The sequence below is a fragment of the Bradyrhizobium uaiense genome, assembly GCF_010811875.1.
Lineage (GTDB): Bacteria > Pseudomonadota > Alphaproteobacteria > Rhizobiales > Xanthobacteraceae > Bradyrhizobium > Bradyrhizobium uaiense.
The window spans coordinates 1-10,135 of sequence record NZ_VKHP01000300.1; the positions used below are offsets into that span (position 1 = coordinate 1).

At 64.5% G+C, this 10,135-nt stretch carries 9 protein-coding genes and 1 pseudogene; 3 read left to right on the forward strand and 7 right to left on the reverse strand.

Features of this window, described 5'->3' with window-relative positions; translation table 11 throughout:
- Window positions 1-41: 41 nt before the first annotated feature.
- Both FNJ47_RS40980 and FNJ47_RS40985 read left to right on the forward strand, forming a co-directional pair.
- Window positions 42-1,739 carry an ABC transporter permease gene (locus FNJ47_RS40980; protein ID WP_347341785.1) on the forward strand — a complete coding sequence of 566 codons (1,698 nt, stop codon included), beginning with the start codon at window positions 42-44 and terminating at the stop codon, window positions 1,737-1,739.
- 218 nt (window positions 1,740-1,957) lie between these two features.
- Window positions 1,958-4,066, forward strand: a complete 2,109-nt coding sequence (locus tag FNJ47_RS40985) for a prolyl oligopeptidase family serine peptidase (RefSeq protein WP_163161843.1) — start codon at window positions 1,958-1,960, stop codon at window positions 4,064-4,066.
- A 253-nt stretch (window positions 4,067-4,319) separates the two neighbouring features.
- On the opposite strand, the gene FNJ47_RS40990 is transcribed toward FNJ47_RS40985, so the two are convergent.
- From FNJ47_RS40990 to FNJ47_RS41000, 3 genes are all read right to left on the reverse strand, one after another.
- On the reverse strand, window positions 4,320-5,039 hold the full coding sequence (locus tag FNJ47_RS40990; RefSeq protein ID WP_163161845.1) for a ribonuclease activity regulator RraA: 720 nt from the start codon (window positions 5,037-5,039) through the stop codon (window positions 4,320-4,322).
- Between the two features lie 137 nt (window positions 5,040-5,176).
- Window positions 5,177-6,916: an L-arabinonate dehydratase gene (gene araD, locus FNJ47_RS40995; protein WP_163161847.1), complete on the reverse strand. Its 1,740-nt coding sequence runs from the start codon at window positions 6,914-6,916 to the stop codon at window positions 5,177-5,179.
- A 173-nt stretch (window positions 6,917-7,089) separates the two neighbouring features.
- Complete coding sequence (locus FNJ47_RS41000; protein ID WP_163161848.1) at window positions 7,090-7,722, reverse strand: response regulator transcription factor; 633 nt, start codon at window positions 7,720-7,722, stop codon at window positions 7,090-7,092.
- Between the two features lie 189 nt (window positions 7,723-7,911).
- Between FNJ47_RS41000 and FNJ47_RS41005 the strand changes: the two genes are divergently transcribed.
- Window positions 7,912-8,184, forward strand: coding sequence for a hypothetical protein (locus tag FNJ47_RS41005; protein ID WP_236000409.1), 273 nt, complete (start codon window positions 7,912-7,914; stop codon window positions 8,182-8,184).
- Between the two features lie 144 nt (window positions 8,185-8,328).
- On the opposite strand, the gene FNJ47_RS41010 is transcribed toward FNJ47_RS41005, so the two are convergent.
- The 4 genes and pseudogenes from FNJ47_RS41010 to FNJ47_RS51885 form a co-directional block, all read right to left on the reverse strand.
- Window positions 8,329-8,646, reverse strand: a complete 318-nt coding sequence (locus FNJ47_RS41010) for a PilZ domain-containing protein (RefSeq protein WP_163161852.1) — start codon at window positions 8,644-8,646, stop codon at window positions 8,329-8,331.
- Window positions 8,647-8,649: 3 nt separating this feature from the next.
- The gene (locus FNJ47_RS41015; RefSeq protein WP_163161854.1) at window positions 8,650-9,507 is read right to left on the reverse strand and encodes a CheR family methyltransferase; all 858 of its coding nucleotides are present in this window, start codon (window positions 9,505-9,507) and stop codon (window positions 8,650-8,652) included.
- Window positions 9,508-9,542: 35 nt separating this feature from the next.
- Complete coding sequence (locus tag FNJ47_RS41020; protein WP_163161856.1) at window positions 9,543-9,932, reverse strand: response regulator; 390 nt, start codon at window positions 9,930-9,932, stop codon at window positions 9,543-9,545.
- Between the two features lie 43 nt (window positions 9,933-9,975).
- A pseudogene (locus FNJ47_RS51885) lies at window positions 9,976-10,135 on the reverse strand (chemotaxis protein CheW); the annotation flags it as partial.

A 10,135-nucleotide genomic window follows, 5' to 3' on the forward strand; every position in this document is an offset into this window, starting at 1 on the left:
TCAAAGCGACAGGTGGTCATGATGGTGCCGCGATCGGCCGGGTGGCCTTTCACCCTCTTCCCCACCCCCTTGGGATCGAGCAGGTCGGCAAAGCTCTTCGGTGCATCCTCCTGATCCTGCTGCCACTGTCGTGGCTTGCGGTGTACGCCTTCACAGACAAGAACCGCCATCCGACGCTGCAAAACTTCGTCACGCTATTCAGCAATCCCGATTTTCTCGATCCGCTGCTGACCACCGCAATTATTGCCACCACGTCGGCGCTGATCTGCTGCACCGTCGCGGCGCCGCTGAGCTGGCTGGTGTCGCGCACCGACATGCCGGGCCGGCAGACCATCCGCGCGCTGGTGACGGCGTCGTTCGTGACGCCGCCGTTCCTCGGCGCCGTCGCTTGGGAGTTGCTGGCGGCGCCGAACTCGGGGCTGCTGAACCAGCTCTACCGGTTGTTCGCCGGCGAGGATGCCGACGCGCTGTTCAACATCTACTCGATGAGCGGGATCATCTTCGTGATCTCCTGCTACACGTTTCCGTTCGTGTTCGTGCTGGTGGCGAATGCGCTCGACACCATGCCGGGCGAGCTGGAGGAGGCCTCCGCGATCCTCGGCGGCAACGCCTGGACCACGGCGCGGCGGGTGACAATCCCGCTCGCGCTGCCCGCGCTGGTCGCAGGCGCGCTGATCGCCTTCCTGCAGGCGATGACGCTGTTCGGCTCGCCGGCGATCCTGGCGTTGCCGGCCGGCTTCCACACCATGACGACCAAGATCTGGAGCCTGTTCCAATACCCGCCGAAGCTCGAGCTCGCGGCCGCCGCTGCGGTGCCGCTGCTGGTGCTGACTATCCTGCTGTTGCAGGGCCAGAAGGCCCTGCTCGGACGCCGCGGCTATTCGGTGGTCGGCGGCAAATATGGCGCGCCGCGCCGGGTCGAGTTGCGCGGCTGGCGCTGGGCCGCGCTCGGCTTCTGCCTTTTGGTCTTGCTCAATCCTGTTTTCCTGCCTTACCTCGCGCTGCTCAACGCCGCATTCTCGCCGAACGCGACGACGCTGGTGACGCCGTCGACGGCGACGCTGCACAACATCGTCTTCGTGTTCACCGAGCTGTCGTCGACGCAGCTCGCGCTGAAGAACACCGTAATTTTGGGTACCGCGACCGCGACGATCGGCACCATCCTCGCGCTGGTCATCGCCTATGTCACGACGCGCAAGGTGATCGCGGGCCACCGCGTGCTCGGCTTCCTCGCTACTGCGCCGGTCGCGGTGCCCGGCATCGTGCTCGGCGTCGGCCTGTTCCTCAGCTACACGCGGCCGCCCTTCGTGCTCTACGGCACGCTGTGGATCCTGCTGCTGGCGTTCCTCACCATCAATCTGCCCTCGGCGTATCAGCAGTTGCAGGCGGCGTTCGCGACCATCCATCCCGAACTCGAGGAAGCAAGCCGCATCCTCGGCGCGACCCGGCTGCAGGCGCTGCGCCAGATCACCGCGCCGTTGCTGCGCACCGGCGTGATCGCGACCTGGTGCTTCATCTTCATCGGCGTGATGCGGGAACTGTCGGCGGCGATCGTGCTGTTCACCTCGCAGACCAAGGTGCTGTCGGTCCTGATCTACGATCTCAACGAAGGCGGCGACCTCGCCGCGATCGCGGTGCTCGGCATCGCAATGCTGGTGATCACATTCGCAGTCGTGCTGGCAGTGAACCAGATCCCGATTTCCGGCGGCAACGCGGGCGCCAAGCTGCGGAACGGGTAGCGCGCCCTGTCCACATCGTCATTGCGAGCCACCCGGTCGGCGCAAAGCGCCGCCGGATGACAGGCTCCGCGAAGCAATCCATCGGTCCGCATGTGCGGGGCCATGGATTGCTTCGTCGCTTCGCTCCTCGCAATGACGGCGGAAACCGGGACCCCGACCATCTGGCAATCGCCACATTCATCCCGATATAAAGCGGAACCCCGCACCATGAGGATCGTGTGACCAAATCCGCCACCACAACATCGCCCCCTGTCGCGCCGCGCCGGCCGCATTCCTTCACCACCCACGGCATCACGGTGACCGACGATTATGCGTGGATCAAGGATCCGAAATGGCAGGAGGTGCTGCGCGATCCCTCGATCCTCGACCCCGACATCCGGAGCTATCTCGAGTCTGAGAACGGCTACACCGAGAGCCTGCTCGGCCATACCGACGGCTTGCAGAAGCGCCTCGTCAAGGAGATGCGCGGGCGTATCAAGGAGGACGATTCCAGTGTCCCCTCGCCGGACGGCCCGTTCGCCTATTTCAGGAAATTCCGCGAGGGCGGCCAGCACGAATTGTACTGCCGCATGCCGCGCGACGGCGGCGACGCGCATGTTGTGCTCGATGGTGACGCGCTGGCGAAGGACCACGAATATTTCAAGTTCGGCGGCAGCGGGCATTCCAACGACCATCGCCTGCATGCCTGGAGCGCCGACACCAAGGGCTCCGAATATTTCTCGATCCGGGTGCGCGATTGGGCCACCGGGGGCGATCTCGACGATCTCGTCGAGGAGACCGACGGCGGCGTGGTCTGGGCCGCGGATTCCAAGAGCTTCTTCTACGTCAAGCTCGACGACAATCATCGCCCGATGCAGGTGTGGCGGCACAAGCTCGGCACCAGGCAGGCCGACGACACCCTGATCTATGAGGAGCAGGATTCCGGCTGGTTCACCCATCTGCACGAGAGCGCCAGCGGCCGCTTCTGCGTGATCGCCGGCGGCGACCACGAGACCTCGGAGCAGCGGCTGATCGACCTTTCCAATCCCGACGCACGACCGCGCCTCATCGCGGCGCGCGAGGAAGGCGTGCAATATTCGATCGCCGACCGCGGCGACGAGCTGTTCATCCTAACCAATGCCGACGACGCGATCGACTTCAAGGTCGTCACCGCGCCGCTCGCCACGCCCGAGCGCGCCAACTGGCGCGACCTGATCCCGTATCGCGAGGGCGTCTATGTGCTCGACGTCGAGCTCTATGCCGGCCACATGGTGCGGCTGGAGCGCGCCAACGCGCTGCCGGCGATCATCATCCGCGACCTCACGAGCGGCGAGGAGCACGCGATCGCGTTCGATGAGGCCGCCTATTCGCTGGACACCATGGGCGGCTACGAGTTCGACACCACCAATCTGCGTTTCGCTTATTCGTCGATGACGACGCCGTCCGAAGTCTATGACTACGACATGGCGACGCGGACGCGCCTGTTGCGCAAGCGGCAGGAGATTCCGTCCGGCCACAACCCGGCGGACTACGTCACCACGCGCATCATGGCGACCTCGCATGACGGCGCGCAGGTGCCGGTCTCGATCCTGCATCGCAAGGACTTTGCCCGTGACGGCAAGGCGCCCTTGCTGCTCTACGGCTACGGTTCCTACGGCATGGCGATGCCGGCGTCGTTTGCGGCGAACCGGCTGTCGCTGGTCGACCGCGGCTTCGTCTATGCGATCGCGCATATCCGCGGCGGCGCCGACAAAGGCTGGGGCTGGTATCTCGACGGCAAGCGCGAGAAGAAGACCAACACGTTCGACGATTTCGCCGCTGCTGGCCGCGCCTTGATCGAGGCGAAATACACCGGTGAGAAACGCATCGTCGGCCATGGCGGCTCGGCCGGCGGCATGCTGATGGGCGCGGTCGCCAACCGTGCCGGCGAGCTGTTCGCCGGCATCGTCGCCGAGGTGCCGTTCGTCGACGTGCTCAACACCATGCTCGACGACACCTTGCCGCTGACGCCGCCGGAATGGCCGGAATGGGGCAACCCGATCGAGAGCGAGAAGGATTTCCGCACCATCCTGTCCTATTCGCCCTACGACAATGTCGCGGCCAAGGATTATCCGGCGATCCTCGCGATGGGCGGGCTCACCGACCCGCGCGTGACCTATTGGGAGCCGGCGAAATGGATCGCGCGGCTGCGCGCCACCATGCGCGGCGGCGGCCCGGTGCTGCTGCGCACCAACATGGGCGCCGGTCACGGCGGCGCCTCCGGCCGCTTCAACCGCCTCGACGAGGTCGCGATCGTCTACGCGTTCGCGCTGTGGGCGGTCGGGATGGCGGACAAGGCGGAGGTGTAGATCATAGCCCGGATGGAGCGCAGCGAAATCCGGGACCGGTCGTGCCGCTCCCCATCGTCGTCCCGGCGAAGGCCGGGACCCATACCGCGTGATCTATCGAGCGGGGAAGTCGCGGTACCACGGCACGCACCGCAACTACCAGTCTTCGCCAAATTTCTCCCTGTGGTTATGGGTCCCGGCTTTCGCCGGGACGACGGCGGAATGTATGGCAATGGCACAGCACGGACGACGGCAGAGGGTATGGCGGCGGCGCCTACCTTCCCTTCGCCTTCCGCCAGGCCGCGAAATCCTTCAGCGTCTGTTCGTCGGTCGCGGGATAGAGGCCGAAGATGCCGCGACCGTTCTGGACCTGCTCAGTGACGAAATCCTCGAACGCCGTCATCTCGAAGGTCTCGCCCGCGATCTCGTCGGCAAGATGCGCCGGGATCACGATGACGCCGTCGCTGTCGCCGAGGATCACGTCGCCGGGAAACACCGGCGCATCGCCGCAACCGATCGGCACATTGATCTCGATCGCCTGATGCAGCGTCAGATTGGTCGGCGCGCTCGGGCGATGGTGAAACGCCGGGAAGCCGAGCCGCGCGATCTCGGCCGAATCGCGGAAGCCGCCATCGGTGACGACGCCGGCACAGCCGCGCTTCATCAGCCGCGTCACCAGGATCGCGCCGGCCGACGCCGCCCGCGCATCCTTGCGGCTGTCCATGACCAGCACGGCACCCACGGGGCAATCCTCGATCGCCTTGCGCTGCGGATGCGCACGATCGCGGAACACCTCGATCGTGTTGAGGTCCTCGCGCGCCGGCATGTAGCGCAGCGTGAAGGCTTCGCCGACCATGGTCGGCTGATCCGGGCTCAGGGGGTGAACATCCTGGATCATCTGGATGCGCAAGCCGCGCTTGAACAACGCGGTCGCGACGGTGGCAGTGGAGACGGATTTCAGCTTGTTGCGGGTGGTGTCGCTGAGTTTTGACATGGTGCTCCGTTCGTCATTCCGGGGCGCGCGAAGCGCGAGCTATGATGCGCAATTGCGCATCTGAGAATCCATCGGGCCGCAAGCGCTGTGGTGAAATGGGTTCCGGGTTCGATGCTACGCATCGCCCGGAACGACGGCTAGTAAATCGACGGCTCGCCCACCGGCTTGCCGAACCCGGTCTCGAGGAAATCGAAGTCACAGCCCTCATTGGCCTGCTTGATGTGCTTGGAGAACATCCAGCCATAGCCGCGTTCGAAGCGCTTCTCAGGCTGCTTCCATTCCGCGCGGCGCCTGGCCAGCTCCGCCTCCGGCACATCGAGATTGATGGTGCGCGCGGCGACATCGAGCGTGATGCGGTCGCCGTTCTTCACCAGCGCCAGCGGGCCGCCGATGTAGGATTCCGGCGAGACGTGCAGGATGCAGGCGCCGTAGCTGGTGCCGCTCATCCGCGCATCCGACAGCCGCACCATGTCGCGCACGCCCTGCTTCACCAGCTTGGTCGGGATCGGCAGCATGCCCCATTCCGGCATGCCCGGGCCGCCCTGCGGGCCGGCATTGCGCAGGGTCAGCACGTGATCGGCCGTGACGTCGAGATCGGGATCGTCGACCGCCTTTTTCATCGACGGATAGTCGTCGAACACCAGCGCAGGCCCGGTGTGCTTGAGGAAGCGCGGATCGCAGGCACTTGGCTTGATGACGCAGCCGTCGGGCGCAAGATTGCCCTTCAGCACCGCCAGCGCACCTTCCTTGTAGATCGGGTTTTCGACGCTGCGGATGACGTCGTCATTATGGACTTCGGCGCCTGCAATGTTCTCGCCGAGGGTCCTGCCCGACACGGTCATGCAGTCGAGATGCAGATGCGGCTTGATCTGGTTCATCAGGGCGGGCAGCCCGCCGGCGTAGAAGAAATCCTCCATCAGATAAAGGTCACCGCTCGGCCGCACATTGGCGATCACAGGCACCTTGCGACTTGCGGTCTCGAAATCGTCGAGCGAGATGTCCTGGCCGGCGCGGCGCGCCTGCGCGATGAGGTGAATGATGGCGTTGGTCGAGCAGCCCATCGCCATCGCGACCGTGATCGCGTTCTCAAAAGCCTTGCGGGTCTGGATCTTCTGCGGGGTCAGATCTTCCCACACCATCTCGACGATGCGGCGGCCGGCCTCCGAGCTCATGCGGATGTGGTTGGCATCGGCCGCGGGGATCGACGAGGCGCCGGGCAAGGTCATGCCGATGGCTTCGGCGATCGCGGTCATGGTCGAGGCCGTGCCCATGGTCATGCAGGTGCCGTAGCTGCGGGCGATGCCGGCCTCCATGTCGACCCAATCCTTGTCGGAGATCTTGCCGGCGCGGCGTTCGTCCCAGTACTTCCAGGCGTCCGAGCCGGAACCCAGCGTGCGGCCCTTCCAATTGCCGCGCAGCATCGGCCCGGCCGGCAAATAGATCGCCGGCAGGTTCATGCTGGTAGCCCCGAGCAGCAGGCCGGGCGTGGTCTTGTCGCAGCCGCCCATCAGCACCACGCCGTCGACCGGATGGCCGCGCAGCAGTTCCTCGGCATCCATCGCCAGCATGTTGCGGTAGAGCATCGTGGTCGGCTTCAAGAGCGATTCCGACAGCGACAGCGCCGGCAACTCCAGCGGAAAGCCGCCGGCCATCAGCACGCCGCGTTTGACGTCGTCGACCCGGCTCTTGAAATGCATGTGGCAGGGCTGCGCGTCCGACCAGGTGTTGATGATCGCGATCACCGGCCGGTCGCGCCATTCCTCCGGCGCGTAGCCCATCTGCATCGCGCGCGAACGATGGCCGAAGGCGCGCAAATCGTCGGGTGCGAACCAGCGCGCACTGCGCAATTGATCCGGGGTCTTGTTCTTTTTCGTCATCGCCATGTGTCTCGACATTGCCCGCACGCGCGCAGTCCCGGCGCTTGCCCTGTGCCACGCATATACAGGATTTCCGGACATGTCGTCCCGCGCCCGGCGCAAACGTGCCGCTCGCTGAACGTGCGCCGTACAGGCTCCACAATAGGAAATTAGAGCGTAAAACCGGCCTTGGCTTATTTTTGCTGCGCCGTCATCACGATGCGCACCAGATCGGCGGCGTTGCGCGCGCCGAGCTTCTTCATGATGTTGGCGCGGTGATCCTCGATGGTGCGCGGGCTGATCCCGAGGTGGCGCCCGGCCTCCTTGTTGGAGGCGCCGCCCGTGAATTGCTCGAGCACCTCGCGCTCGCGGCGGGTGAGCGGCTCGCGGCCCGGAAAGTGCAGCGAGGCAATGCGCGAGGCCGACGTCTCGGCCTGACGCCTTGTGTAGGCGTCGATCGCCTCATTGAGGCGGCTGACGATCTCGTTGCCGCGGAAAGGCTTCTCGATGAAGTCGAGCGCGCCGTTCTTGATGGCGCTGACCGCCATCGTGATGTCGCCTTGACCGGAGATCATGAAGATCGGCGCCGGATAATCCTCGCCGTGCAGCTCTTTGAGGATATCGAGGCCGGATTTGCCCGGAATATGCACGTCGAGCAGGATGCAGGCCGGCGTCCTGCTGCGCGCCACCGCGAGCAGCGCGGCGCCGTCCGCAAAGCAGATCACCTTGTAGCCGGCGGTCGACAGGACCACGGAGAGCGTCTCGCGAACGGCGGGGTCGTCGTCGACTACAAAGATTTCCCCGCGAGGAGCGCCATTCTCAACCATATGTCTCGTCCATCAGTGGTGAAGCGTGCTGCCCAGACTGCACAAGAAGTAACTCGACCATCCCGATCAATGGACCCGTATTTGTACGGGACGTCCGCTTAACGCACAAGTAGCACCGCGGTCCCTAAAAGTGGGGACAGTGGAGAAACATGCATGGAAAATGCAGCGGCGGACGGCATTGCGGCGTGTTTGGACGAGGGCAACGATCCCTACAATCTGATCGTGACGGACCTGGTCGCGCTGATTGGCCATGTCCAGGCGAGCCTGCGGCTGATCGAAGCGGCGATTGCGCGCGAAGCATTGCTGGCCGAGCAGGACGCCGCCGCCAACATCTTCGTCCTTGACGACGTTACCCCGCGCTATGTCGCAGCGTCCACGGCCCTGAAAACCTGCGATACCGGCCTTGGCATGGCGCTCGGCCGGCTGCGCGATTCAGAGGCACCGGCGCGTCTGCTGAATTGATCCGGCAGACCGGCAAACCGCCGGGTTCGGCACAATCACCCCGAATTGACCCGACGACGCCTCAACCCATCAGGCTACGATCCGTTCCAAATTCGGATGAGCGGCAGGCCATGCCCGCCCGGCTCGGATCAGGCCTTCCCGACGTCAGGCCCTGGCCCGCTCTTCGTCGGCGGCCGATCGCCGCTTGCTCGGCTTGCCCTTGAGGAAGCTGATGTCCATGTCGGCACCGTTGACGCGAACCAGTTCGCAACGGCGATAGGCGAGCCCGGTCGAAGACAGCAGAAGGAAGAACTCCTTCAGGTTGAGCCCCTGAATGGAACCTTCGACGGTCAGCGACGCATCATTGTCGGAGATGGCGTTGAGCTGGCAGTCGCGCCGCCAGGTGCCGTCGATGGCCATGATGCAGACATCGACGCCCCGGCTGAAGGTGACCCGCTCAACGGATTTGCCGTCCTCGGTCATCGCTCAATATCCCACCGCCATGGCAGGCCTTGGCATGGCGAGCGCTGCCCGCACGCCGCTCGGCCGGTACAGGCCACGCCGCTCGGGAATGGGTTTGAACGTGTCGGTCAAGCCAACCACCGTTTCGGCGGCGCCCAGCACCAGGAAGCCGTCGGCTTCCATCAACCGGGCCAGACGGTTGAAGATGTTGATCTTGGTGTCTTGGTCGAAATAGATCAGCACGTTGCGGCAGAAGATCACATCGAAAGTGCCGAGCTGGGAGAAATCGTGCAGCAGATTGAGCTGACGGTGCTGCACCATCGCGCGCAACTCGGGATTGATCTGCCAGAGTTCTCCCGACTGCTTGAAGTACTTGACCAGCATCTGGATCGGCAGCCCGCGCTGCACTTCGAACTGGCTGTAGATGCCGGCCTTCGACTTCTCCAGCACCTCCTGCGACAGATCGGTCGCGATGATCTCGACTCGCCAGCCCGCAAGCGCAGCCCCCATCTCCTTCAGGCACATCCCCAGCGAATAGGGCTCCTGACCGGTCGCGCCGGCGGCGCACCAGATCCTGACGCTGCGGCGCGCGGCGCGTGCTTTCAGCACTTCAGGCATGATGGTGTCGCGGAAATGATCGAACGGCACCTTGTCGCGGAAGAAGAAAGTCTCGTTGGTGGTCATGGCTTCGACCACCTGAACGGTGTGGGTGGACGAGCCGGCCCTGATCTTGGCGACCAGGTCGGGGATGCCGGACAGTCCGCTTTTGCGCGCCAGCGGCAGCAGGCGGCTTTCGATCAGATACTGCTTGTCCGCAGACAGATCGAGACCGGAATGGTCCTTCAGGAGCTTACGCAGATACTCGTAGTCGGGGGGCGTCACGGGAGCCTCGCAAGGGCAAAGGGTGAAACTGGGTGTTAGGCTTCGGCCGGCGCATCGAGCGCCAGCAGACCCACTTCCTGGAATTTCGCGATCACGATGTCCTTGTCGAACGGCTTCATGATGTATTCGTTGGCACCGGCGTGCAGCGCCCGCGAGATGTGGTCGATGCCGTTCTCGGTGGTGCAGAACACGACCTTGGGCTGATCGCCGCCGGGCATGCGACGGAGCTGCACGAGGAATTCGAAGCCGTCCATGACAGGCATGTTCCAGTCGAGCAGCACGGCGTCAGGCAGCGCGCGCTTGCAGGCCTCAAGCGCGACCGCGCCGTCCTCGGCCTCGATGACGGTGAATTCCATTCCTTCGAGAATGCGGCGCGCGATCTTTCGCACCACACCGGAATCGTCGACGACAAGACATGTCTTCATGTGTTGGCCTCCTTGTGGAATCCGCCGTCTCCGCGGCGGAGCGTTACGCTGCAACAGCTGTCCTTGAATCTGTTTTGGGCACCAGTTCGAGCACGCGATCGATATCGAGGACGACCATCAGCTGGCCGTCGAGGCGGTGGACACCGCCGGCGAGCTTGGCCATGCGGGGATCGAGGTTGACCGGATTGTCCTCGCGGCCGTCG